Below are 23,891 nucleotides of genomic sequence, written 5' to 3'. Positions count from 1 at the left end.
ACACCCACAGGAGACCTAGCGTGAGCCTGGCTAGACTTCCAACGGTGTTCTCGACTACGGCTGCCAAGGCGCGCACCGCCGGATCCGCGGCGATGATCCTGGCCGGCTCCGGCATCGTCCGGCCGGTCAACCCTCTCGGGCTCGCACGGACCGGTCTGGCGCTCGCGCGCTGGGGCACCGGGCCGGCCGGAGGATTCATCGGCCTCGCGCACCGCTACCCGCGGCGAACCGCGCTCATCGATGAGCTCGGATCGTTGACGTACGCCGACCTCGACCGCCGCTCCAATGCGATCGCCCGGGCCCTGGCGGCCCGGGGGATCGGTGAGGGCGACGGGGTCGCGATCATGTGCCGCAACCACCGCGGTTTCGTCGACGCGACCCTGGCGGTCGCGAAGCTGGGCGCCGATGTGCTCTACCTCAACACCGCCTTCGCCGGTCCGCAGCTCGTCGGGGTGCTGGAGCGGGACAAGCCCGCCCTGATCATCCACGACGAGGAGTTCACCGGGCTACTGTCCTCGGCGGCCTCGGCCGAGCGACTGGTCGCGTGGGTCGACTCATCGGACCCTGGTGCGACGCTCGAGTCGCTGGTCCACGGCGATGCGCGGCCGGTGTCGCCGCCGAAGAGGCACGGGCGGATCGTGATCCTGACCTCCGGCACGACGGGGGCGCCCAAGTCGGCGCCGCGTCCGGAGGCTGGGTTCGATGCCGCCGTCGCGCTGATGTCGCGGATGCCGATGAAGGACGGGTGGAGGTGCTTCATCGCTGCGCCGCTCTTCCACACCTGGGGGCTCGCCCACCTGCTCTTCGCCGAACTGCTCGGCACCACCATGATCCTGCGCCGCCGGTTCGATCCGGAGGACGCGCTGGCGACCCTCGCCGAGAACCAGGCCGACTCGCTCGTGGTCATCCCGGTCATGATGCAGCGGATCCTGTCGCTGCCGGAGGAGACGCTGGCTGCGTACGACCTCGAGGGGATCGCTTCCCGGCTGAAGGCCGTCGCGTCCTCGGGCTCGGCACTTCCCGGCGATCTCGCGCTGGAGTGGATGGACCGGTTCGGCGACAGCCTCTACAACATCTACGGCTCGACCGAGGTCTCCTACGCCTCGATCGCCGACCCCGTCGACCTGCGGGAGGCGCCGACCTCGGCCGGCAAGATTCCCTGGGGCACACAGATGAAGATCCTCGACGGTGACGGCGTCCCGGTGCCCGACGGTGAGGCCGGCCGGATCTTCGTCGGCAACGGCCTCCTCTTCGAGGGCTACACCAGCGGCGGCGGCAAGGAGGTCGTCGACGGTCTGATGGCCACCGGAGACGTCGGGCGGTTCGGGTCCGACGGCCGGCTCTACGTCGAGGGTCGCGACGACGACATGATCGTCTCCGGCGGCGAGAACGTCTTCCCGCAGGAGGTCGAGGACTGCCTCATCCGCCACCCGCTCGTCGCTGACGCTGCCTGTGTCGGGGTCGACGACGCCGACTTCGGCAAGCGGCTGCGCGGGTTCGTGGTGCTGGTTCCTGGCGCCGACGGCGACGTCGATGCGGCATTGAAGGACTGGGTCAAGGAGAATCTGGCTCGCTTCAAGGTGCCGCGCGAGATCGTCGTGACCGACGCTCTGCCGCGCAACGCGACCGGCAAGGTGCTCCGTCGCGAGCTGGCCACCTGGGACATCGAGGCGGCGGGATCGAACGGCGAGAGGGCGGCAGGGCAGTGAGTGGACTTGAGATCGGTGGTCCGGCTCCGGACTTCACGTTGCGCGACCAGTTCGGCGCCGACGTCACCCTCTCGGACTTCCACGGCAAGAAGGCGGTGGCGATCTTCTTCTTCCCGTTCGCCTTCTCCGGCGTGTGCACCGGCGAGATGAGCGGCCTGCGCGACCGGCTCGACGAGTTCGTCACCTTCGACACCGAGGTCCTGGCGATCTCGTGCGACCCGGTGTACGCGATGCGGCAGTTCGCCGACACCGACCGGCTCAACTTCTCGGTGCTCTCCGACTTCTGGCCGCACGGTGAGGTCACCCAGGCCTACGACGTCTTCAACGACCGCACCGGCGCCCCGCGACGGTCCTCCTACATCATCGACAAGTCGGGCGTGGTGCGGTGGGCCGTACACAACGACAACGCCGACGGCCGCGACCTCGACGAGCATCTCCGGCAGCTCCACGCGGCGGTGTGAGGGAAGTAGTTTACGGGTCATCAAAGGTCCGTTAACAGGCTGGTTACATGCCTTTTCCTATGCCCTGGGTGGGATCTACTCTTGAGTTGTTGAGCCGCTGATGACCCGAGACGTCAGCGGCTCAACTTCCATTTACGGCCCGGTTTCTCTGGCCCGCCCCTGATCGCGTACTCTTGGGGCGCTTCGGACGCATAGCTCAGTTGGTAGAGCGCCTCCCTTACAAGGAGGATGTCGGGGGTTCGAGTCCCTCTGCGTCCACCACCTTGTTTCGCCAGGTCAGGACCCTGTTTCGTCATCGTCCTCATCGTCGCCGGACGGATGAGCTGCTTGACGCAATCATCCGTTACTGCAACCTGGACCCCACCGAGCGGCTACCGTTCCGCCCATGTCCGAGCCCTCGCCGTTGACGCCGCCCGTGCCCGAATGGCTGCTCGGCCTCGTCGTCGCAGCCACGCTCTTTGCCGGCCTCGCCGTCGCGCTCGTCCTGATCGTGCTTCTCATCCGGCACCAGCTCCGACGAGCCAAGTAGGTCAGCGTGTCTCCTCCATCTCGAGCCAGTTCTTGGCCGTGACGAGGATGGGGGCAGCGTGCGGGCGGCGGCGAACGCGATGAGGGTGATCGCGATGACCATGCATGCGGTGCCGGTCCAGCCGGCGGCGAAGGCGAGGCCGCCGAGCCAGCCGAAGAGGCTGGAGCCGGCGTAGTAGAAGAGCGTGTAGAGAGAGGTGGCCTGGGCGATGCCACTGGTTGCCATCGGGCCTACCCAGCCCGATGCGATCGAGTGCGCGGAGAAGTAGGCCGTCGTGAACAGCAGCAAGCCGAGCAGCACCGAGGGCAGTCGGTCGGGGATCGTCATCGCGGCTCCGGCGACCATGGTCAGCGATGAGGCGAGGAGTACGCGTCTGCGGCCGAAGCGTCCGGCGAGCGTGGCTGCGAGCCGGGCCGAGACGGCACCGGAGAGGCTGGCCAGGAAGATCACCGCGGTCAGCGCTGGTGGCAGGTCGAACGGCTCCAGCTCGAGTCGGTAGCCGAGGTAGTTGAAGACCGCCACCTGCGCGCCCATGAGGAGAAACGCCTGTGCGTAGAGCGCTAGCTGGCCGGGGTTGGTGAGGTTGGCGACCATCCCTGGCCACACGCCGATGGGCCGCGGCCGTGCTTTCGCCGGGCGTGGGCGCTCGCGAGGCAGGGTGGTGACCGCGATGGCAGCGCCGAGGGCGCTGACGACTCCGGCCACGAGAGCCGCGACGCGCCAGTCGCTCACGTCGGCGATCGGCGCGGCGATCAGCCGTCCGACGAGGCCGCCGACGACGGTGCCGGAGATGTACGTCGCGCCCGCGGCCATCGCGTCGCGTCGGCTGACCTGCTCGGCGAGGTAGGCGAGGGCGAGCGCCGGGGTGCCGCCCAGGGCGATGCCCTGTGCGACGCGGAGGAGGACGAGGACGGGGAACGAGGTCACGAGCGGGAGGACCAGCCCGATGGCCGCCGCGGCGACGATGGCGATCGTCATCGCCCTGGCTCGGCCGATCCGGCCGGCGATCCACGACCATCCGAGCGCGGCGACGGCGAGCCCGATCGTCGCGCCGGAGACGGTCAGGGCGGCCTGCGAGGCATCGACCGCGAAGTCACGGCTGATCGCCGGGATCAGCGCCTGGGGATAGTAGAGCTGTACGAACGTCGTCATCCCGATCGCGACCAGCGCGACCAGCACGCGTCGATGTCCCGGGTCGGTCGCAGCCTGCTCGCTCACCCTCGTCACGCTAAGGAGCCAGAAACCGTGCGTCCAATGCATCAGTGATGCGCAAAGAATGCTGATCCGCATACGATGTTGGCTGTGGATGCAACCGCACGAAACGTCCTGCCGATGCTCCCGGCGCTCGCCGCCCTGGCCGAGACGGGTCAGACGCTTGCCGCCGCCGATCTGCTGCAGATGCCGCAGCCCACGGTGAGCCGCATGCTCGCGCGCCTCGGTCGCGAGCTCGGCGTCGACGTGGTCGAGCGGCACGGGCGAGGTCTGCGGCTCACCAGGGCGGGGGAGGCGCTGGCCCCGCACGCCGCCGCCGCGGTCGCGGCGGCCACTGCGGGCATCGAGGCGGTGCAGGCCCAGGAGTCAGGCGCCCGCGGACGGATCGCCCTCGCGTTCCAGAGCACGCTCGGCGAGCGTGTCGTGCCGGCGCTGGTCAAGGCGTTTCTCCAGGAGTATCCGGGCACGTCCGTCGACCTGATCCAGACCTCGCGTCCGCGGTGCCTGGAGGCGGTTGTCGACGGCACCGCCGAGGTCGCGCTGATCTCGCCGCTCGAGGAGGGCTCCGGCATGCGCCAGTGGCGGCTGCACACCGAGCCCCTGGTCCTGGTCGTACCGACCGGGCACCGGCTGTCGACACGTGCCCGGGTGAGCTTCGAGGAGGCCGCCGCGGAGACGTTCATCTGCATGAAGCGCGGCTATGGGATGCGTACGCTGCTCGAGGGTCTGGCTCAGGCCAGCGGCGTCACGCCCACGATCGGCTTCGAGGGCGACGACCTCGCCACGCTCCGAGGACTCGTCTCGGCCGGGCTCGGTGTGAGCCTGGCACCCCGGGACCCGCACGGGGCCGCGGGCTGTGTCGAGGTGCCGTTGACGAATCCGGAGGCCGTACGTCACATCGGCGCCTGCTGGCTCGACCGCCGTCCGTCGACGCTCGCGGCCGCCTTCCAGGACCTGCTCCGGCGTCGAGGCCGGCGACTCACCGAGATCGGTCTGCGGCCCCTGGGCGGGTGAGCCGCGGGGGGCTTCCTGCGTGAAATCCGTGCGCCGCCGGATCGCGCGGTGCCATCATGGCCTGCATGGCAGGTCGGAACATCGCCGGACGACAGGACGCCTCGCCACGGGGCTACTTCGACGGAACCGTTGAGGTCCTCCACCACGACGTTGCCCTTCCCGAGACCTCGGTCAGCCACTCCGGTGGCCCAGACCGGGTCCACACCGACGACTCCGCGACCGAGACCGAGTTCGACCCCGTGCGCCGCGTCGGGTTCACCGCCCCACTCCGGATTCGTGAACCGCTCGTCTGGGAGGGCGACCAGGCCTGAACGTAATCGCCGTCGGTTCGGCATCGACGGACGAAGAGCGAGTGCGTGCGGGTCTGGGCCGACGCTGACAACGGTCCTGGAGGGTCTTCCGGGCAGCGGGCATCGTCCTTTTGGATGATTCCTGCCTCAGTCTCGTTCGCGATGATCTGAGACGACGCCGCTGGTGGAGTTGTCGGCATGGCAGATTCTCTGGTTCGTACGCGGTCGGGTGCTCGTCCGCATGTCGCAGACAGGTTGACCTCGCGCCGTGGTGCTTGGGTGGCGCTCGGTGTCGCCGTGGTCGTGATGGGGGTGCTCTTCGGGGCCTTCGCCGGGGCGGAGGCCCCGGCGCAGACCGGGCAGGCGCCGGCGGCCTCGGAGTCGACGCGGGTGGGCGAGCTGCTGGCGGAGTTCCCCGGTGCGGATCGGCAGTCCGTGCTCGTCGTCGCTTCCCGGGACGACGAGGGTGCTCTATCCGGCGGCGATCTCGACGGTCTCGAGCGGCTCGGCGTCCTGGTCGGTGCGCAGGCCGCGCCGGGCTCCGCCGGTCCGATGGTCAGCGAGGACGGGAAGGCAGCGGCTCTCGCCCTGCCGATCACGGTCGGCGCCGACAACGCCGAGACGGCGGGGGTGGTCAAGGCGCTGCGTACCGACATCGCGACGCAGACGCCCGACGGGCTCACCCTGCAGGTGACGGGCGGGCCGGCATTCGGGGCCGATGCGGCCGCTGCCTTCGACGGCGCCGACCTCACGCTGCTGCTGGTGACGGTCCTGATCGTGGCGGTGCTGCTGATCATCACCTACCGCTCGCCGGTGCTGTGGCTGATCCCCCTGATCGTGGTCGCCCTCGCCGACGCGCTCGCCGGGCGCGTCACCGCGGCGGCGGGAGCTCTTTGGGACTTCGGGTTCGACGCCGGCGTCGTCAGCGTCCTCGTGTTCGGCGCGGGGACCAACTACGCGCTGCTGTTGATCTCGCGATACCGGGAGGAGCTGCAGCGGACCGAGGACGACCGGCTGGCGCTGAGCACGGCCTGGCGGAGGACGGTGCTCGCGATCCTCGCCTCCAACCTGACGGTGGTGCTCGCGCTGCTGACGCTGGTCCTGGCCACGATCCCGATGACCCGGGGGCTGGGGGTTCCGGCGGCGATCGGTCTGCTGATCGCCGTCGTCGCGGTGCTGTTCGTGCTGCCGCCGGCCCTGGCGGTGTGCGGGCGGCGCCTGTTCTGGCCGTTCGTCCCGCGCCCGGGTGAGTCACGTGAGCAGGGACGGACGTGGCGCGCGGTCGCGTCACGGGTGGTGAAGCGTCCGGTGGCGAGCCTGCTGGGCGGGCTCGTGCTGCTCGCGGTGATGGCATCCGGCCTCTCCAGTACGTCGGTCGGGCTCGATCAGATCGAGAAGTTCCGGGTGCAGTCCGAATCGGCTGCCGGTCTCGAGACGCTCTCGGCGCACTTCCCGCCGGGTGAGGCCCAGCCGATCTACATCCTCGCCGAAACCAAGGCGGCCGCCGAGGTGGCCTCGGCCGCGAGTGACGTGGAGGGCGTGGTGCGTGCCCAGACGGCCGGGGTGACCGACGACGGCTCCTTGACGAAGATCATGGTGACCAGCGACTACTCGCCGGGCACCGAGCGCAGTCTCGACCAGATCGCCGACCTGCGGGAAGCGGTCCACCCGATCGCGGATGCTCTCGTCGGCGGTGCGGTCGCGACCGAGCTGGATGCCGCCGAGGGGAGCGAGGACGATCTGCTGCTGATCGCGCCGCTGGTGCTCGCGGTGAGCTTCCTCGTGCTCCTGGTCCTGCTGCGTTCGCTGGTGGCACCCGGACTGCTGCTCCTGGTCAATCTCGCCAGCGCAGTCGCCGCGATCGGCGCCGGCGCATGGCTGAGCCGCGTCCTCTTCGACCAGCAGGCGCTCGACCTGCAGGTGCCGATCCTGGCGTTCCTGTTCCTGGTCGCGCTCGGAATCGACTACACGATCTTCCTCGTCCATCGGGCCCGCGCCGAGGCGGCGCAACTCGGCACCCGAAAGGGCGTGGTCGAGGCGGTCGCCCACACCGGCGGCGTGATCACCAGCGCCGGCATCGTCCTCGCCGGGGTCTTCGCCGCCCTCGGTGTGCTGCCGCTGGTCACTCTCGGACAGCTGGGCCTGATCGTCGGTGTGGGCGTGCTCGTGGACACCCTGGTGGTGCGTACGGTGATCGTGCCGGCGATCTTCGCCCTGGTGGGCGACCGCATCTGGTGGCCGGGACGACTGCGGGCCGGGGGAGAATCGAGCACATGAGTGTCGTACACGCGCCGTTGCGGCAGCCCGGCGTCTCGCGTCAGGCCCCGGCCGCCTCGACGGTGCGGGCGATGGAGATCGGGCAGCACGTCATCGCGGTCGTGCTGACGGCGATCGGCGTCAGCAGGGCGATTGGCGACGGGGTGCCGCTTCCTGCCGCGATCGTCTCGGGGCTGGCGATCCTCGGGTGGCACACCGCCGGCACGATCCTGCCGGTCAGGACTAGCTCGCCGCGTCTCCCGGTGTGGTGGCTGCTCGGCTTCGCGCTGATCTGGGTCGCCGCGGTCGCGGTCTCGGACGAGTTCGTCTGGCTCGCGTTCCTGCTGTGGCTGCTCGCCGGCCACCTGCTGCCGCTGCGCTGGGGCCTGGTCTTCTCGGCGGCGATCCTCGTGGTGGTGATCGTCGCCCCGATCCTGCACCGTGGCACGACCAGCTACGCGGACGTCTTCGGACCGCTCATCGGCGGGATCTTCGCGTTCGGCATCTCCCGCGGATACCTGCAGCTCCTCCGCGACGCCGCCGAGCGAGAACGGCTCGTGACGTCCCTGCGGAAGGCCCAGCAGGAGATGGCCGAGCTGCAGGACGAGCTCCTGCTCGCCCAGCGCCACTCCGGAGCCATCGCCGAACGCACCCGGATCTCCCGAGACATCCACGACACTATCGCGCAGGCGCTCTCCTCGATCCGGCTCCTCACCCACGCCGGCGGCAACCGCACCACGGACCCCGAGTCCTCGCGCACCTTCGCACAGGTCGAGGCGCTGGCGGGCGACAGCCTCGCGGACGTACGCCGGATCGTCGAGGCCCTGGCACCGGCCGAGCTCGAGGACGCCGCCCTCGCCTCCGCGCTTCGGCGCATGCTCGACCGCACGAAGGACGAGGCCGGGCTGCACGTCGAGCTCCATGTCGACGACACGCTCCCGCTGCTGCGCACCGAGGTCGAGGTCGCGCTGCTCCGCACCGCTCAGTCGGCCCTCTCCAACGTACGCCTCCACGCCGGGGCGACCCGGGTCGTCCTCACGCTGATCGACGACGGTGACTCGGTGCGCCTGGACATCAGCGATGATGGCGACGGGTTCGATGTCGCCGCCTGGGAGCAGGACGCCGATGCCGGCTCGTCCAGCTATGGCCTGCGTTTCATGCGTGCCCGTCTTCGCGAGCTCGGAGGTGGACTCGACGTGGAGAGCACGCCCGGTGAGGGCACCGCTGTCTCCGCACATCTTCCGATCCACATCGAGGGGTCACGATGACCACGGTGCTCCTCGTCGACGACCACCCGGTCGTACGCAGCGGGCTGCGCGCCGTGATCGAGGCGGGCGACGCGCTGACGGTCGTCGGCGAGGCCGCCACCGGCGAAGAGGCGATCCTCCTCGCCGGCCACCTCCGTCCCGACGTCGTGCTGTGCGACCTGCGTCTGGGGAGCGGGATCGACGGCATCCGGACCACGGTTGCGCTGCGCGCCCTCGATCCGGCGCCCGCCGTGCTGATCCTGACCACCTTCGACCGCGACGCCGAGGTGCTCGGTGCGATCGAGGCGGGTGCCGCCGGCTACCTGCTCAAGGACGTCGACCCTGAGCTCATCGTCCAGGGCATCCACCGGGCCGCCGCCGGCGACATGGTCCTTGCTCCGGACCTGGCCACCCGGGTGCTCAAGGGCATGCGCAGCCCGCTGCCCCGGCTCACCGATCGCGAGATCGAGGTGCTCCGACACCTCGCCAGAGGCGCGACCAACAAGGAGATCGCGCGCACGCTCTTCGTCACCGAGGCCACCGTGAAGAGCCACCTCGCGCACATCTTCACCAAGCTCGACGTCGACAGCCGCTCCCGCGCCATCCACGTCGCGCAGGAGACCGGCCTGATCTGACGCGGCCCCTCAGGTCTCGACGAGTCCCGACTGGTACGCCCACACGGCGGCCTGGAGGCGCGACTTCACGCCGAGCTTCGGCATCATCCGGGCCAGGTGGGACTTGACCGTGGAGACCTCGAGGACGAGCGCCTGGGCGATCTCCTCGTTGGACATGCCCTCGGCCAGATGGAGCAGGATGTCGAGCTCGCGCGTGGTGAGGACCTCGCTGGCGCGGGCGGCGGTCACGGGCTGCGTACGTCTCCGGGTGACGATCTCGCGGAGAACGCGGCGGGTCAGCGAGGTGTCGAGGGTGCCGTGGCCGGCAGCGACGGAGCGTACGGCGGCGACGATGGCATCGGGGTCGGCGTCCTTGAGGAGGAAGCCGGAGGCGCCGGCCTCGAGGGCGCCGAAGACGTAGTCGTCGATGTCGAAGGTGGTCAGGACGAGCACCGGGATCGGCTCGGCGACGTCGGGACCGCAGAGCTCGCGGGTGGCGCTGATGCCGTCACGGCCGGGCATTCGGATGTCCATGCAGACCACGTCGGGCCGCAGCGCAAGCGCCCGTTCGACCGCTTCTGCGCCGTCCTCGGCCACCGCGACGACCTCGATGTCGGGCTCGGTCTCCAGCAGCGTACGCAGCCCGGCACGCACCAGCGGCTGGTCGTCGGCGACCACGACCCTGATCATCCGGCCACCTCCGCTGTCGCGGCGGCGGGGATCCGCAGCCGCGTCTGCCAGCCGCCCTCTGTGGTCGGTCCGGCCTCGAGGGTCGAGTCGGTCAGGTCGGCGCGCTCCTGCATGCCGACCAGACCCAGTCCCCGCCGGCGCGGCGTCCCAACGGGCGTGACCGCCGGCGGTCCGTTGCGCACCGTCACCACCACCTCGGCCGGATCCCGGGCGTCCAGGACCACCTCGCATCGGGCCCCCGGCGCGTGCCGGGCGGCGTTGGCGAGGCACTCCTGCACGGTGCGATAGGCGGAGAGCTGGGCGAGCGGCCCGACGGTCTCGGTGACGGAGTCTGCCCCCAGGGTGGAGAGCGACACTTCGAGCCCGGTACGACGGGCATCCTCGACCAGCGAGGCCAGTTCGGACAGCCGCTCGTGCCCGCTCGCCTCCTCGGCCTGCCCCGGGCTCCGCAGCAGCGTGACCAGCCCACGCAGCTCGCGCAGCATCGCGGTGCTCTGGGTGCGGACCTGGCGTACGGACTCCTTCGCGCCCGCCGGGTCGGTGTCGATCTGCCGCTCGACCGCGCCGGTCATCACCGCGATGCCGGTCAGGTGGTGGGCGGCGATGTCGTGGAGCTCGCGGGCCATCGCCGTACGCTCCTCCGCGATCGCCGCGGCGATCTGGGCGGACTGCTCGCGGTCGACGGCGTCCGCGAGGTCGGTACGGGCCGACCGCGCGTCGCGACGTGCGCGCACGGTGGCCGCGAGCAGCGCCGGAGCGGCGATCACGCCCGCACCCTGGACGAGGCCGGCCAGGACCGCGGTGCCGACCGGGAGGCCGATGCTCGTCTGGCTCAGGCAGGTGCCGAGCGCGACCAGCAGCCCGGCGCCGGTCAGCGCCCCAGCGAGTGGCTGGGCCCGGCGGGGGAGGGACACCGAGGTCACGGCCGACCACACCGCGACCAGCACGGCCGCCGAGGCGAGGCTGGTGGCGTCGCCTGCGCCGCTGATCGCCAGCACGACCGAGGCGGCGGCCACGACCAGCAGCACCGCCAACGGCCGCGAGCGCCGCTCGAGGAGCACCGCCGCCTGAGCGGTGAGCACCACCAGCGCGACCCACCAGCCACCGCTGCCGAGCGCAGGGCTCCCGCCGATCTCGGCGTCGGCCGAGTCGAGGCTCGGCGCGGCGACCAGCAGCGCGGTGGTGACCAGCCAGACCACCACGGGAGGGATCAGTCGCGGCACCATTCGGGTCGTCTCGTCGCTCACGCCATCATCCTTTCCGCAACCGGTCCCGGTCGCCAGCATCTTTCGATGCAAGTGCGAAGGTTCGCTCTTTTGCCAGGCGCGACCGGTTCGGTCCCGTTCATAGGTTCAGGTCCGCCAGGAAAGCGACCCCCGCCGAAAGGGAACGACCATGACCACGACCCAGCCAGTGGCCCAGCCGGTGACCGAACCGGACCAAGGCCTACGAGGATTCGTACGCCGTCACCAGCTCTCCACCTTCTTCGTGCTCGCCCTCGCGGCGAGCTGGCTCGCCTGGACACCGTACGTCCTGTCCAACAGCGGCCTCGGCGTCTGGGACCTCACCTTCCCCGGCGGCATGATCGGCGGCCAGCTCCTCGGGATGCTTCCGGGGGCGTATCTCGGCCCGATCGGCAGCGCCGCGCTGGTCACCGGGATCGTCGGCGGCCGGGCGGGCCTGCGGGCCTGGGTGGTCGGGATGTGGCGCTGGCGGGCGAGCTGGCGTTGGTACGCCGGAATCCTGATCGGCGTGCCGGCCACGATCATCATCGCGACCCAGGCCGTCGGTGGGCAGATGGCGGCGCCGTCGCAGGCGTGGCTGTTCGTGCTGGTGGCGTACGTCCCGGGCCTCATCCTGCAGATGATCACCACCGGCCTCGCCGAGGAGCCGGGCTGGCGCGACTTCGCCCTGCCCCGGCTGCAGCGGAAGGTCGGACCGCTCGGCTCCTCGTTCGTGCTCGGCCCGATCTGGGCGCTGTGGCACATGCCGCTCTTCCTGACCGACTGGGCCGGCTGGCCGGACGTGCGCTGGTACGCGCCGCTCGTCTTCGCGGCCTTCTGCGTCACCTTCGGGATTGTGATGACCTGGGTCTTCAACCGCACCGGGCAGAGCCTGCCGCTGGCGATGCTCCTGCACACCAGCGTCAACAACTACGCCTCGGTGGCCTCCACCGAGCTCTTTCCGGGCGTCGACGCCGACCGGTTCCAGCTCGCGGTGCTGCTCGCCGCGGGGATCGGCGCGGCCATCGTCATCATCGCCACGCGCGGGCGGCTCGGCTACGACGCGAGGCGTTAGTCGGCGGCCACCTCGACCGGTTCCCGGAGGCTCTCGGCCTCCGGGGCACCGTCCTCTTCCGCGGTGAGCAGGAATCGGAGCCGGGTCAGCACCAGGCCCGCGGTGAGGGTTCCGCCGATCACGACGACCGCCCACAGATGGCCGAGGCCGCTGCCGATCAGGGAACCGGTCAGCGCCGGTCCGAGGATCTGGCCGAGGGTCAGGGTGAGACCGAGGGACGCGTTGTAGCGGCCGCGCAGGTGGTCGGGGGCGATGGTGTTGGCCAGGCCGGTCACGATCGGCGCCCACAGCGTCTCGCCGAGGCCGAAGATCGCCAGGCCGATCACGACGGCCGCCACGGCGCCGGCGACGGGCATCAGGTCAGCGGCCGCGAGCACGGTCCAGGCCAGCGACCAGGTCAGCACGGCGCAGGCCAGCGCGGTCGTACGCCGCCACCCGGAGGTGAGCCGCAGCAGGATCACCTGCCCGCAGACGATCACGGCAGCGTTGGCGGCGAAGGCCCAGCCGAGCGCGGTCGCCGGCACCCCGGCCACGTCCACGGCATAGGCGGTCGCACCGGCCTCGAGCTGCCCGTAGCCGAACGTCACCGCGAGCACGCCGCAGCCGACCAGGGCCACCGCCCGCCGGTCCCGCAGCACCTCGCCCCAGGACCCACCGTCGTCGGCCTCGTCCTCGCTGGCTCGAGCGGGGGAGCGGACCAGGAACGCCAGCACCGCGGCGTAGGCCAGATAGGCGACGGCGTCGCACAGGTAGAGCACCTGGAAGGTCTCCGGACGCTCGACGTCGATGAGGAACGCGCTGACCAGGCCACCCACGCCGATGCCCACGTTCAGCCCCAGGAAGGCGAAGCCGTACGCCCGCTCGCGGTCGCTGGCAGGAACCATCCCGGCCAGCAGGGTCGTCGTGCCGGGCCACAGGGGAGAGGCGCCCACGACCACGCCGGCCAGGACCGCCATCGTCGGCACGGTCCCGTCGACGAAGCCGAGCGACCCGATCGAGACGGCCTCCACGATCAGCGCGCCGAGCAGGACGGCGCGAGGCCCGAAGCGGTCGAGGAGCGCTCCGACGCCGGGGGCGGCCGCAAGGCCGACCAGACCCATCCAGGCGAACATCCAGCCGGCGGTCGACGACCCGAGGTCCTGGACCTGGGCCATGTAGACGTAGAGGAACGGAAGGGTCAGGCCGTTGCCCAGGGAGGCGAAGGCGAAGCCTGCGAGCACGCGAGTGGCCTGGGTGGGGGAGTGCGGCACGGGTGTGATCGTCCTCTCTCTGGCCCACCTGTCTGGCGGGGACGCGTTTAGGGTAGCCTCACTTAGGTTCGCCTAACCTAATCCCCCCGTGTCGAAGGAGACCAGTGAGCGCACCGCACTTGGAGCATCTGTTCCACCCCGACAATGCTCGTGAGTACACCAGCGGCATCACCGAAGCAATCCGGCTGCTCGTCGACCAGCTCGCCACTCTGGAGGGTCCCACCACCGGGATCTCGCCCGAGGCGGCCGCAGGACCGGTCGCCGAGGTCGACCTGGACAACCCCCTCGTAGACGGCGCCGCGGCGCTGGCCGAGGTCAGCAAGCTGTGGCTCCAGGACGCGGTCTGGTTCCACGACCCTTCCTACGCCGCGCACCTCAACTGCCCGGTCGTGATCCCCTCCCTCGTCGGGGAGCTGCTGATCGCGGCCGTCAACACCTCGATGGACACCTTCGACCAGTCCGTGGGCGGTACGTTCATGGAACGTCGTCTCATCGACTGGACCGCGGCGCGCGCCGGTTACCCGGAGGCGACCCGCGACGGCATCTTCACCAGCGGCGGCAGCCAGTCCAACCTGCAGGCGCTGCTCCTGGCCCGTGGTGAGGCGGAGCGCCGCGGCGTACCTCTGGACCGGCTGCGCTTCCTGACCTCCGCGGACAGCCACTTCTCCATCGCCAAGTCGGCCCGCCTCCTCGGTATGGGCGACGCGGCCGCGATCGCGATCCCGACCGACGCCGAGCACCGGATGGACGTCGTCGCGCTGCGCGAGGCGCTCGACGAGTGCGTCGTCGACGGCCTCGTCCCGGCCGCGGTCGTGGCCACCGCCGGCACCACCGACTTCGGCGTCATCGACCCGCTCCACGCCATCGCCGACGCCTGCCAGGACTTCAACGTCTGGTTCCACGTCGACGCGGCGTACGGCGGTGGGCTGCTCGCCTCGCCGAAGTATCGCCACCTGCTCGACGGCATCGAGCGGTCGAACTCGATCACGATCGACTACCACAAGACCTGGTTTCAGCCGGTCTCCTCCAGCGCCCTGCTGGTCCGCGACCTGGCGACCATGCAGCACGCCTCCTGGTACGCCGACTACCTCAACCCGCGGGAGTCGGAGAACCCCAACCAGGTCGACAAGTCCCTGCAGACCACCCGCCGCTTCGACGCGCTCAAGCTGTGGCTGACGCTGCGCACGATGGGCCCCGACCAGATCGGCGCCTACCTGGAGACCGTCATCGACCTGGCGCGCGAGGTCTACGACATCCTCAGCGTGCAGCCCGACATCGAGGTCATCACGCCCTCCCAGCTCTCCACGGTCGTCTTCCGCTACGTCGACCCGCACCTGGACGAGGACGCTCTGGGCGACCTCAACCGCCGCATCCGAGCCGAGATGTGGCGCGGCGGCCGCGGCGTCGTAGCCGCGACCAAGGTCGACGGCCGCCAGTTCCTCAAGCTCACCCTGCTCAACCCCAAGGCCTCCGTGCAGGACGTACTCGACATCATCGAGCAGGTTCGTACGCTGGGCCGTGCCGTTCCGGAGGTCGCCCGATGACCACGACTGTCCACGACCTGATCGGCATCGGGCTCGGCCCGTTCAACCTCGGCCTGGCCGCCCTCGCCGACCCGATCGACGAGCTCGACTGCCTCTTCCTCGAGGGCCGCGACCGGTTCGACTGGCACCCCGGGATGATGCTCGACGAGGCCACCCTGCAGGTGCCGTTCCTCGCCGACCTGGTGACGATGGCCGACCCGACCTCGCGGTTCAGCTTCCTCAACTTCCTCAAGCAGACCGGCCGGATCTACCCGTTCTACATCCGCGAGAACTTCCTGCCCCACCGGCGTGAGTACAACCAGTACTGCCAGTGGGTCGCCGAGCGGCTCGACTCGGTGCGCTTCGGGCAGCAGGTGACCTCCGTGGAGCACGACGGCGAGACGTACGTCGTCACCACCGCCTCCGGCGAGACCCACCGGACCAGGCGGCTGGTGCTCGGAACCGGGACGACCCCACGCGTCCCGGAGTGTGCGGCCGAGGCCGTGGCCGCGGAGGGGCCGGCGCTGCACAGCGCCGAGTACCTGGCCCGCAAGAACGAGCTCGTCAGCCGGCGCAGCATCACCGTCGTCGGCAGCGGCCAGTCGGCCGCCGAGGTCTACCTCGACCTGCTGACCGCCCAGCCCGACCACGACTACCAGCTGGCCTGGCTGACCCGCAGCCCGCGGTTCTTCTCGATGGAGTACACCAAGCTCACCCTCGAGCTGACCTCCCCGGAGTACTCCGCCTACTTCCAGGCGCTGCCCAGCGAGAAGCGCGAGCGGCTGCTGAAGGCTCAGCAGAGCCTCTACAAGGGCATCTCGGGCGACACGATCGACGCGATCCACGAGGCGCTCTACACCCGGTCCGTCACCGAGGCGGCCGAGACCACGCTGCTGACCAACACCGAGGTACGCGGCGTGACCCGCACCGAGGACGGCTACCACCTCGCGCTACACCACGTGGAGCAGGAGGAGGACTACGAGATGGCGACCGAGGCGCTCGTCCTCGCCACCGGCTACCGCGCCGGCATCCCGGCCTTCCTCGAGCCCGTCCGCGACCGGCTCCGCCTGGACGAACAGGGGCGCTACGCCGCCAGCTCGACCTTCTCGGTCGACACCGCCGACCGGGAGATCTGGGTGCAGAACGGCGAGGAGCACACCCACGGCTTCGTCGCCCCCGACCTCGGCATGGGCGCCTACCGCAGCTCGGTGATCCTCGCCGCCATCCTCGGCCGGGAGCCGTACCCGGTCGAGAAGCGGGTCGCCTTCCAGGAGTTCGGCGTGCCGGACCGCTTCAAGATTCAGCCTACGGAGGAGAACCGATGAGGATCACGATCGAGCCGCTCGAGATCGAGGCCCACCTCGCCACCGTCCACTCCTGGGTGACCCACCCGCGCTCGGCGTACTGGATGATGCTGGACGCCACCTTGGAGGACGTCGCCGCGGAGTACGCGCGCATCGCCGGCCACCCGCACCACGACGCCTGGCTGGGCCGGGTCGACGGCGTGCCGGTGTTCTTGGTCGAGACCTACGACCCCGCCCACAGCGAGCTCGCTGGGATCACCCACGTGCCCGACCTGGCTCCCGGTGACCTGGGCATGCACGTCCTGGTCGCACCGACGTCGGGCGAGCCCGTCTCCGGCTTCACGACCCAGGTCTTCCGGGCGGTCATGCGGCACTGCTTCGCGGACCCCGGCGTGCGTCGTGTGGTGGTCGAGCCGGACGTACGCAACGAGGCGATCCGCCGGAAGAACACCGAGGCGGGCTTCGTCGAGCTGCGCGAGATCAGCATCGGTGAGAAGACCGCGATGCTCTCGGTCTGCACCCGGGAGATGTACGCAGCCGCCCACCTGCGCCCGGAGAACCTGGGCGTCGCGCACCGCCACCTGGTCGCCAAGGCGATCGCGGAGTTCAGCCACGAGCGGATGATCGCGCCCGTGGCCACCGACACGGGCTGGGAGCTGCAGGGGCCGTCCTCGACCTACACCTTCGCCGCGCGCCGCTTCCAGCTCGAGCACTGGGTGGTCGACCCGGCCTCGATCGTCCGGCGGACCGACGGTGCGGAGGCCGAGGTCGACGCGCAGGCGTTCGTCGCCGAGTTCGCGCCCGATCTCGGGATTCCGGAGAAGCTGCTGCCGACCTACCTGGAGGAGCTGGCGGCCACGATCGCCTCGGCCTGCTGGAAGCTCGAGCACCAGACGCTGACCGCCGCCGATCTGGTCGACGCCGACCACCAGAGCGTCGAGGGCGCGATGAGCGAGGGCCACCCGGCCTTCGTCGCCAACAACGGCCGGATCGGCTTCGACATCGACGACCACGCCCGCTGGGCGCCGGAGACGAGCAACGACCTGAGCCTGCTGTGGGTCGCCGTCTCCCGGGACCAGTCCCACCTGGCCCTGGGCCGCGGCGAGGACGAGCGGGCTCTCTACGAGGCCGAGCTCGGCGAGGCGACGCTGGCCCGGTTCGCGTCGAAGCTGCGCGGGCTCGGGCTCGACCCGGACGGGTTCCGCTACCTGCCCGTCCACCCGTGGCAGTGGCGCCACAAGCTGGCGGTCACCTTCGCCGCCGACGTCGCCGCGCGCCGGCTGGTGCTGATCGGCGAAGGTGAGGACGCCCACCGCCCGCAGCAGTCGATCCGGACGTACTTCAACACGAGCCGTCCCGAGCGGCACTACGTCAAGACCGCGCTGTCGATCCAGAACATGGGCTTCATGCGGGGGCTCTCGCCGGCCTACATGGCGGCGACCCCGGTCATCAACGACTGGGTCGCCGACCTGGTGGAGGGCGATGCGGAGCTTAAGGAGCGCGGATTCGGCGTGCTGCGCGAGCTCGCCTCGATCGGCTGGACCGGCGACATCTTCCACGCCCTGCCGAGCCCGTCGCCCTACCGGAAGATGATCGCCGCGCTGTGGCGGGAGTCGCCGGTGCCGCGCCTCTCCGAGGGGGAGCGGTGCGCGACGATGGCGGCGCTGCTCCACCGCGACGCCTCCGGCGCCTCGTACGCTGCCGAGCTGATCCGCGCCTCCGGGCTGCCCGCCCGGGAGTGGGTGCGCAGCTACCTCGACGCCTACCTGCGGCCGCTGGTGCACTGCCTGCTGGCGTACGACCTGGCGTTCATGCCGCACGGCGAGAACCTGGTGATGGTGCTGCGCGACCACGTCCCGGTGCGGATGTTCATGAAGGACATCGGCGAGGAGGTGGCGGTGATGGGTGACCTGCCGCTGCCGAAGGAGGTCTCCCGGATCCGCGGGCAGTTCCCCGACGACGTCAAGGCGCTGGCCGTCCACACCGACATCTTCGACGGGGTGCTGCGCTACGTCGCCGCGATCCTCGATGATGAGGGGGTGCTGCCGGAGACAGAGTTCTGGGCCGAGACGCGAGCCTGCATCGTCGACCACGCCGCCGACCACCCGGAGCTGGCCGATGCGGTCGCGCGCTACGACTTCCTCCGTCCGCGCTTCCGTCACTCGTGCCTGAACCGGCTCCAGTTGCGCAACACGCTGCAGATGGTCGACATCACCGACCAGGCCGAGTCGCTCATGTTCGCCGGCACGCTGGCCAACCCGATCGCATGAGCGAGCGCGAGCGAGCGAGTCATGGAGTCAACATGCCGCCGCGTCCGTACTCTGGCGCTTGCGCTACGGATGTGGCGGCATGAGCGTTCTCCTTCGGGACGAGTGGGGCATCCCGCATGTGCGGGGTGCCTCGCTCGCCGAGGTGGCCCGGCTGCAGGGCTGGGCCACTGCGCGGGACCGCGCGTGGCAGCTCGAGATCGAGCGGCTGCGCGGCGAGGGCCGTACCGCCGAGCTGCTCGGCCCGGCCGGGCTCGAGTGGGATGCCTTCGCCCGCCGTGCCCGGCTGGCGGCGGTGGCGCAGGCGGCCTATGCGCGGCTCGACGAGGAGACGCAGGGGTTCCTGACGGCGTACGTCGAGGGGGTCCGCTCCGGTCTGGAGGGGGCCTCCTCGCCGGAGCTCGACGGGCCCGACGGGCTCGGGCCCGCGCCGGGGACGTGGCAGCCGTGGACGCCGCTGGCGGTCTTTTGGGTGCAGCAGATCCTCTTCGGTTCGTTCCCGTCCAAGCTCTTCGGCGCCCGAGCGGCGCGGGTGCTCGGGACCGATGCCGAGCTGTTCCGTACCGAAGGGTTGACCGGGGGACTGTCCGGCGGCTCCAACGCGTACGCCGTCGGCGGTGGCCGCACCCGGTCCGGCGCGCCGATCGTCGCTGGTGATCCGCACCGGGTCTTCGAGGCGCCCAACGTCTATCTTCAGGTGCGGCTGGCCTGCACCGATCCCGATGACGCCTTCGACGTGGTCGGGATGACCTTTCCCGGCGTACCCGGCGTGCAGCACTTCGCGCACGCCGGTCAGGTCGCGTGGGGGATCACCAACGCGATGGCCGACTACCAGGATCTCTACCGCGTCGATCTGCGTTCGGGCAGCGATGTGGTGCGGCGGAGCGTGGAGACGGTGCTCGTCCGCGACCAGGAGCCGGTCGAGGTCGAGGTGCTGGAGACCGACCGTGGACCGGTGGTCCTCGGCGGTTCTGACGAGGGCTGGGGACAGGTGCTGCGCACGCCCGGCCACGAGCTCGGTGACCTCGGCTTCGGGGCGCTGCTGCCGCTGCTGCGGGCCCGCTCGGTCGCCGATGTCGAGGCCGCGGTGGAGCACTGGGTCGAGCCGGTCAACAACTGGGTGATCGCCGACGTGGCGGGCGACGTCGTCCACACCGTCGGCGGCCGGGTGCCGCTGCGCGACGAGGCGGGGGAGTGGACCGGCTGGGTCGACCCGCTCCCGCGGCGTACGGCCCCGGCGGATGGTTCCGTCGTGACCGCCAACGACCGGTGCATGCCGGAGTTCGACGTGCTCGCGGCCGGTTTCGCGCCGCCGTTCCGGGCGCACCGGATCGGCCAGCTCCTCGACGAAGCCGGCCCCCTCGACGCGGAGCAGGCGGTGGCGGTGCTCGCCGACACCACCCAGACCGCGGGCGTGCCGCTGCTCGCGCTGGTCCCGGCCGAGCTGCGGCCGCAGGCATTGGCCGAGTGGGACGGCGCGATGGACGGCTCGCTGGGCGCGGCCTGGTACGCCGCGCTGCGCGCCGAGGTCGTCGACCGGATCTGCGCGGCACCAGTCCTCGCGCCGCTGCGGGAGCCGTCGGAGCACGGGCCTCTCTATGAGCCGTGGTTCAGTCTGTCCGCCCGAGTGGCCGGCGCGCTGCACATCATCCTGGCCGCGGAGAAGCCCTTCGGTCTGGACCCGCGAGCGCTCGTCGCCGACGCGGCGAAGGCCGTACGCGACGTCGACAGCGAGCCGACGCCCTGGCCGGAGGAACACCGCTTCTGGCCGCTGCACGCGCTGGAGCAGTTCGACCTCCCGCACACCCGGACCGCTCCCGCCACCCCATTGCCCGGCGACACCGACACGGTCCGCTGCAACGCCTGGATCCCGGGCACCATCGTGACCGTCCGGGGCTCGGTCGCGCGCTACGCCTGGGATCTGGCCGACCGCGACAACAGCCGTTGGGTCGTACCTCTCGGTGTCAGCGGGTCCCCTGACAGCCCCCACCACACCGACCAGCACGACGCCTGGGCCAGGGGAGGCGCGGTCCGCGTCGTCACCGACTGGTCCCTGCTCACCGAGGAGAAGACATGCCCCTGAAAGACCCGGCCCTGACCATTCGCGACCTGAAGCCGTCGGCCGACATCGACCTGCTGTGCGACTGGCTGCACGACGATCGGGCCCAGTTCTGGGGCATGGTCGAGAAGCCGCGGGAGGAGATCGAGGAGATCTACACCTGGCTGCAGGAGCAGCCTCACCTGGCTGCGTACATCGTCGAGCTCGACGGCGAGCCGGTCGCGCTCTTCCAGACCTGGGACCCCGAGGTCGATGAGCTCGGCACCTTCTACGACCGCCGCCCCGGCGACATCGGCGCCCACCTCTTCCTGGCCGACACCCCCACCCGCAAGGGCCGGACGGAGACGGTCTTCGACTTCTTCATCGAGAACGTGATCGTCAAGGCCGGCGCTCGCCGCGTAGTCGTCGAGCCCGACGCCACCAACGAGGCCTCCCTCGCCAGGCTCGACGACTACGGTTTCAAACGCGGCCCTGTCGTTCAGCTTCCGCACAAGGTCGCTCAGTACGCCTTCCTAGACCTGCCCTGACTCATGCGAGCTTCGAGGCGACCTCGTTGAGGTTCGCGCGGAGCTTGGCGCGGTAGGCGTCGTGCTGCTCGGGCAGCCGTGCGTCGCAGAAGGCCGCCAGGTCGGTCCCGGTGACCTCGATGACCGACCGCCCAGCAGCCGCCTCGGTCTCGAAGAGGTCGAGGATCTCGCGCAGGACCTCGACGATGTCCATCCCGTCGCCGGCGGTGAAGCGCCACATGTAGCTCTTCATCTCTCCATAGACCTTGCGGTAGTCCGCGGGCAGTTCAGCGGCGCGGGCTTCCATGCGCTTCCAGTCCTTCTTGTCACCTACGAGGCGGCTGAGGAGGTTGTTCATGGTGATGCTCCTTGTGATCGGTTTGGTGTGTTCCCGTGGCTCCTTGTTTGGGGCCGTGAAAGAAGCGTGCAGCCCTGACGTAGCGTCAAGGTCAAGCACCGATCCGAAGAAAGTTCTCGAGAGCCCTGGATCTCAGGCTGCGTCGCGGTGGTCGAGGAGTACGTCGCGCAGCACGAACTCAGCCCGGGACAAGGCTGGTGGATCTGGTTTCCAGGTGTCGGGTGGCGGGCTCGTGTAGCTATGGCCCGTCGGAGTGATGGTGATGATGCTGCCGTCTGGTCCCGGTCTGGCCCGCCAGCCGAGAGCCTCCTTGGCCTGGTTGCATCGCTCGCACAGCCCTTGGAGATTCTCGGCTCTGGTCTTGCCGCCGTCGGCGTGGCGCTCGACGTGGTCGATGTTGCGGATTGGGGCGTCGCAGCCGTTGGTGCGGCAGATCCCTCCGTCGCGGGTGGTGATGAACTCCGCGAGCCCGTCGGGTGCCTTCCTGGCGCGTGATTCCATCGCGATCAGTTGCCCGGCGGGGTCGGTGAACAGGCGGCGGACGAAGACCTCCGCGTCACCGAGTGCTTCACGGGCCCAGGCCGCGGGGACGGGTCCGTAGCCCTCGACCATGGCCGGCTGATCGGCATCACTGGTGAGCGAGTCGGCGGTCATCACGATCTTGACCTCGATCCGCGGCTTGCCACCAGCCTCGCGGCCGGTGACTCGGTCGACGAGGGTGTCGGCCATGACCTGACCGCGAGTGCGTTCATCGCCTGCCGCGCGGGCAGCCTTGGCCGCCTGATCGAGCGCGGCGAAGACGGCGACGCCGTCCTTGACTGGCAGTAGCGCGCCGAGCCAGGTCATCGTGTCGGGTGCTGGGCGGAGGCTGACGCGTCGGTCTTTCTCTGCGTTGGCGGCCCGGGCGACGACGGATTCTTGGTCGAGGGTGATGGCGAGCTTCTTGGCGGCATTCTCGAGCTGCCGCAGCCCCATCGACACCGCCTTCGCTGGCTCACCACCCGGCCCAGTGGCACAGAGTTCGTGGTCGATGACCCGACGGTCCTCCACCGATAAGCAGGCGGTTTCGCGGGCCAGGATGGTGGCCTGCCATTGGGAGAACAGCCCCGCCTTCATCAGCGCGAAGGTGTGCGGCATCTCCGCGATCAGGATCTTCGCCAGCCCGAGCAGTTTGGCGCCCTTCTCGGGCGAGACCCGCCGCGCCAACGCGATCTGCGAGGCGACGCCTTCGCCGAGTTTGCGGGCAGGAACATCAGCCTCGGCCTGGCGCGCGCGAACGGCTTCGTCGAGACGTACCGCCGCTTCGGCCTGCACCGCCTCGGCAGTGCACTTGATCTCTTCGAGACGGCTGATCCAGTCGACCAACTCACCCTCGGACGCACCCGAAGGCGGCCCTGCGAGGAGGTGGTCGATGGTCTCGTACATAAGCCTTATTATATGCCACAGAACACCATGAAGCGACCCATTTAAGCAGGTCAGGCCCAAGTTACGCAGTCAGCGAACAAGCAACGTGAACTCCGCGCCACTTTCTCGCCGCCGCCCCGATACAGGCGAAATCTTTCTCGATCGGGTGCCGAGTCAAGGACCGCGAAGCGGCCGGCGAAGCCGGCGCCCGAAGGGCGTCCTTGACGCGGCGCACGATCGAGAAACACTCAAAGAACGGGTCGGCGGCGAACCTAGAAACGAAGAACAGTCGCCAAGCGAGGTTTCCCCAAAGCGACTGTGTTGGTCTCGACACGCCTCCGCCTAGAGGCTCCGGCGGCTCGACCAGCGGGGAAGGCCAGCTCGACCAGCGGAGATCAGTCCGCAACCATCTCCACAAGCCGCCCCATCGCCCCGAGCTCAGCGTCATGAACCCCCTGATCAGGAACGATCACAAGCGACCAGAGCCGATTCTCAACAGCAACATTCCCCACCACAAGATCCCCGTCATCGTGCGACTCAATACACACGAACGCCCGAGATCCGATCTCAACAGGCGCAGGAGAAGAGATGCAGTCGTCCCGACTAGCAGAGAGCCCAGCAGAAACAGAGGTGTCGACCAAGGTTGTCACGAAGATCGCGCCCCGGTCGCTGGTGTAGGTGCAGACGTCCTCGTCGGCGGTATGCGACCAGGTGCCAGGGATGGCGCTGGCGACCTGGCCGGGCTCGAAGAGACAGGGCCCGGAGGCTTCGACGGGGGACGAGGTCGAGGGGCTCGGCCCGGGACTGCTGCTGGTGGGCTCCCCGGAAACACACCCGGCGAGAGCGGTCGCCGAGAGGACGGCTGCGACGCTCAGCAGCTTCCTCGACACGTACGTCTCC

General features: G+C 70.1%; 20 protein-coding genes and 1 tRNA gene. 14 read left to right on the top strand and 7 right to left on the bottom strand.

Annotated elements, in window-relative coordinates; all coding sequences use genetic code 11:
* The first annotated feature begins 44 nt into the window (after positions 1-44).
* The 3 genes from AB0F44_RS24200 to AB0F44_RS24190 all read left to right on the top strand — a co-directional run bounded on the left by AB0F44_RS24200 (position 45) and on the right by AB0F44_RS24190 (position 2,431).
* Positions 45-1,709: an AMP-binding protein gene (locus tag AB0F44_RS24200; RefSeq protein WP_357359215.1), complete on the top strand. Its 1,665-nt coding sequence runs from the start codon at positions 45-47 to the stop codon at positions 1,707-1,709.
* Complete coding sequence (locus tag AB0F44_RS24195; RefSeq protein WP_357359214.1) at positions 1,706-2,170, top strand: peroxiredoxin; 465 nt, start codon at positions 1,706-1,708, stop codon at positions 2,168-2,170. The genes AB0F44_RS24200 and AB0F44_RS24195 overlap by 4 nt, the downstream gene beginning before the upstream one ends.
* Positions 2,171-2,355: 185 nt before the next feature.
* A tRNA-Val gene (locus AB0F44_RS24190) sits at positions 2,356-2,431 on the top strand.
* Positions 2,432-2,513: 82 nt separating this feature from the next.
* Here AB0F44_RS24190 and AB0F44_RS24185 read toward each other — a convergent pair.
* A complete protein-coding gene (locus AB0F44_RS24185; protein ID WP_357359213.1) occupies positions 2,514-3,917 on the bottom strand; it encodes an MFS transporter in 1,404 nt (467 codons plus the stop codon).
* 75 nt (positions 3,918-3,992) lie between these two features.
* On the opposite strand from AB0F44_RS24185, the gene AB0F44_RS24180 reads away from it, so the two are divergent.
* The 5 genes from AB0F44_RS24180 to AB0F44_RS24160 all read left to right on the top strand — a co-directional run bounded on the left by AB0F44_RS24180 (position 3,993) and on the right by AB0F44_RS24160 (position 9,353).
* Positions 3,993-4,925 (top strand): LysR family transcriptional regulator, encoded by a 933-nt coding sequence (locus tag AB0F44_RS24180; protein ID WP_357359212.1) that lies wholly within the window; start codon positions 3,993-3,995, stop codon positions 4,923-4,925.
* A gap of 65 nt (positions 4,926-4,990) precedes the next feature.
* On the top strand, positions 4,991-5,236 hold the full coding sequence (locus tag AB0F44_RS24175) for a hypothetical protein (RefSeq protein ID WP_357359211.1): 246 nt from the start codon (positions 4,991-4,993) through the stop codon (positions 5,234-5,236).
* Between the two features lie 177 nt (positions 5,237-5,413).
* Positions 5,414-7,492 (top strand): MMPL family transporter, encoded by a 2,079-nt coding sequence (locus tag AB0F44_RS24170; RefSeq protein WP_357359210.1) that lies wholly within the window; start codon positions 5,414-5,416, stop codon positions 7,490-7,492.
* Positions 7,489-8,739: a sensor histidine kinase gene (locus tag AB0F44_RS24165; RefSeq protein WP_357359209.1), complete on the top strand. Its 1,251-nt coding sequence runs from the start codon at positions 7,489-7,491 to the stop codon at positions 8,737-8,739. Before AB0F44_RS24170 ends, AB0F44_RS24165 begins: the two co-directional genes overlap by 4 nt.
* A complete protein-coding gene (locus AB0F44_RS24160) occupies positions 8,736-9,353 on the top strand; it encodes a response regulator transcription factor (RefSeq protein ID WP_357359208.1) in 618 nt (205 codons plus the stop codon). Before AB0F44_RS24165 ends, AB0F44_RS24160 begins: the two co-directional genes overlap by 4 nt.
* A gap of 9 nt (positions 9,354-9,362) precedes the next feature.
* On the opposite strand, the gene AB0F44_RS24155 is transcribed toward AB0F44_RS24160, so the two are convergent.
* Together AB0F44_RS24155 and AB0F44_RS24150 are read right to left on the bottom strand one after the other, a co-directional pair.
* Positions 9,363-10,022 (bottom strand): response regulator transcription factor, encoded by a 660-nt coding sequence (locus tag AB0F44_RS24155; RefSeq protein ID WP_357359207.1) that lies wholly within the window; start codon positions 10,020-10,022, stop codon positions 9,363-9,365.
* Positions 10,019-11,269, bottom strand: a complete 1,251-nt coding sequence (locus AB0F44_RS24150) for a histidine kinase (RefSeq protein WP_357359206.1) — start codon at positions 11,267-11,269, stop codon at positions 10,019-10,021. The genes AB0F44_RS24155 and AB0F44_RS24150 overlap by 4 nt, the downstream gene beginning before the upstream one ends.
* A gap of 148 nt (positions 11,270-11,417) precedes the next feature.
* On the opposite strand from AB0F44_RS24150, the gene AB0F44_RS24145 reads away from it, so the two are divergent.
* The gene (locus tag AB0F44_RS24145) at positions 11,418-12,320 is read left to right on the top strand and encodes a type II CAAX endopeptidase family protein (protein ID WP_357359205.1); all 903 of its coding nucleotides are present in this window, start codon (positions 11,418-11,420) and stop codon (positions 12,318-12,320) included.
* On the opposite strand, the gene AB0F44_RS24140 is transcribed toward AB0F44_RS24145, so the two are convergent.
* On the bottom strand, positions 12,317-13,570 hold the full coding sequence (locus AB0F44_RS24140) for an MFS transporter (protein ID WP_357359204.1): 1,254 nt from the start codon (positions 13,568-13,570) through the stop codon (positions 12,317-12,319). The genes AB0F44_RS24145 and AB0F44_RS24140 overlap by 4 nt on opposite strands.
* A gap of 104 nt (positions 13,571-13,674) precedes the next feature.
* Here AB0F44_RS24140 and AB0F44_RS24135 point away from each other — a divergent pair, with 104 nt between their 5' ends.
* From AB0F44_RS24135 to AB0F44_RS24115, 5 genes are all read left to right on the top strand, one after another.
* Entirely contained in the window at positions 13,675-15,114 is a 1,440-nt protein-coding gene (locus AB0F44_RS24135; protein WP_357359203.1) for an aspartate aminotransferase family protein, read from the top strand.
* Complete coding sequence (locus AB0F44_RS24130; RefSeq protein ID WP_357359202.1) at positions 15,111-16,418, top strand: SidA/IucD/PvdA family monooxygenase; 1,308 nt, start codon at positions 15,111-15,113, stop codon at positions 16,416-16,418. The genes AB0F44_RS24135 and AB0F44_RS24130 overlap by 4 nt, the downstream gene beginning before the upstream one ends.
* On the top strand, positions 16,415-18,667 hold the full coding sequence (locus AB0F44_RS24125; RefSeq protein ID WP_357359201.1) for a GNAT family N-acetyltransferase: 2,253 nt from the start codon (positions 16,415-16,417) through the stop codon (positions 18,665-18,667). Before AB0F44_RS24130 ends, AB0F44_RS24125 begins: the two co-directional genes overlap by 4 nt.
* A gap of 79 nt (positions 18,668-18,746) precedes the next feature.
* Positions 18,747-20,747 carry a penicillin acylase family protein gene (locus AB0F44_RS24120; protein WP_357359200.1) on the top strand — a complete coding sequence of 667 codons (2,001 nt, stop codon included), beginning with the start codon at positions 18,747-18,749 and terminating at the stop codon, positions 20,745-20,747.
* On the top strand, positions 20,738-21,250 hold the full coding sequence (locus AB0F44_RS24115; protein WP_357359199.1) for a GNAT family N-acetyltransferase: 513 nt from the start codon (positions 20,738-20,740) through the stop codon (positions 21,248-21,250). The genes AB0F44_RS24120 and AB0F44_RS24115 overlap by 10 nt, the downstream gene beginning before the upstream one ends.
* 1 nt (position 21,251) lies before the next feature.
* Here AB0F44_RS24115 and AB0F44_RS24110 read toward each other — a convergent pair whose 3' ends face one another.
* The 3 genes from AB0F44_RS24110 to AB0F44_RS24100 form a co-directional block, all read right to left on the bottom strand.
* The gene (locus tag AB0F44_RS24110; RefSeq protein ID WP_357359198.1) at positions 21,252-21,587 is read right to left on the bottom strand and encodes a DUF1048 domain-containing protein; all 336 of its coding nucleotides are present in this window, start codon (positions 21,585-21,587) and stop codon (positions 21,252-21,254) included.
* A gap of 132 nt (positions 21,588-21,719) precedes the next feature.
* On the bottom strand, positions 21,720-23,072 hold the full coding sequence (locus tag AB0F44_RS24105) for a DUF222 domain-containing protein (RefSeq protein ID WP_357359197.1): 1,353 nt from the start codon (positions 23,070-23,072) through the stop codon (positions 21,720-21,722).
* A gap of 314 nt (positions 23,073-23,386) precedes the next feature.
* Entirely contained in the window at positions 23,387-23,881 is a 495-nt protein-coding gene (locus AB0F44_RS24100) for a hypothetical protein (RefSeq protein ID WP_357359196.1), read from the bottom strand.
* Positions 23,882-23,891: the final 10 nt, after the last annotated feature.

Origin of the sequence: Nocardioides sp. NPDC023903 (genome assembly GCF_040639295.1) — a bacterium.
GTDB lineage: Bacteria > Actinomycetota > Actinomycetes > Propionibacteriales > Nocardioidaceae > Nocardioides.
This window is presented reverse-complemented; position numbering and strand designations above follow the sequence as displayed.